Origin of the sequence: Enterobacter sp. CGMCC 5087, assembly GCF_003144775.1 — a bacterium.
Taxonomy (GTDB): domain Bacteria; phylum Pseudomonadota; class Gammaproteobacteria; order Enterobacterales; family Enterobacteriaceae; genus Enterobacter; species Enterobacter cloacae_M.
Genome location: NZ_QFXN01000060.1, coordinates 1 through 803 on the forward strand (window position 1 = coordinate 1; position 803 = coordinate 803).

General features: G+C 56.9%; 2 protein-coding genes. Both read right to left on the minus strand.

Annotated features, from left to right (window positions below):
* Positions 1 to 537: DNA primase (locus tag DEO48_RS05355; protein WP_109844564.1), on the minus strand; the 537-nt coding region annotated here is incomplete at its 3' end.
* Positions 530 to 803 (minus strand): S49 family peptidase (locus DEO48_RS05360; protein ID WP_181366969.1); only part of this gene is annotated, 274 nt, incomplete at its 5' end. The genes DEO48_RS05355 and DEO48_RS05360, both read right to left, overlap by 8 nt.

The following is an 803-nucleotide window of genomic DNA, read 5'->3' on the forward strand; positions in this document are numbered from 1 at the left end:
CGTATCCTGTTTAAGTTTCGGCAGATTTTCCGCCCGCATCCGATCATCAAGACTTATTCGGCGCGGCTCTGAAGGTGCTGAAACCGGTGGGGCGGTGTTTGCCATCACATGAATTGCAGCGGCGGAGCTCATCCCGGTATTGAATGCGAGATTGGCCGCCAGCGCAGTGTTTCCGGCCGCGTGAGGGCTACTGAAAATACGGGCACAACGGGTACGCTCGTCCATTCTCGCCTGTTTGTCGTCCGGGTCATCCACACGATCGTCGCCGTCATCTTCTTCACCATCCACGTCTGGATCATCATCAACGCGGCGGGATTTTGTTTTTGCTTTCTTCGCCTTACGCCCCTGCTTGTCCGGGTCTTCAGGATCATCATTCGCGTCGGTGTCGTTATCCGGATCGTCCGGATTATCATCCACGCGACGGCCACGCGTCTTACCCTGTGGCTGTTTGTCGTCCTCCAGCTCCGGATCGTCCTGGTTATCCTCTTCCACCCTGCGGGAGGCTTTTCTACCGATAAAATGTCCAAATTTAAACATGACTAACTCCTGTTGTTGTTAACAGCTCATAAAATGCGTCATCCGGGGAAAGCACGGCATCAGCAAAACCGAGCCTCACCCCTTCCTCCGACAGCAGGCACGCCGCCTGGGTGTTCCTGACTACGGAAGCCGCCAGCCCGCGATTACGGGCCACGGTGTCCACAAACAGCACCCCGGCGGCATCCACTTCGGCCTGTATTCCTGCACGCGCCTGGTCACTCAGCGGGCGCAGGGAATTGGTTTCGGCTTTACGGTCACCGAACGTG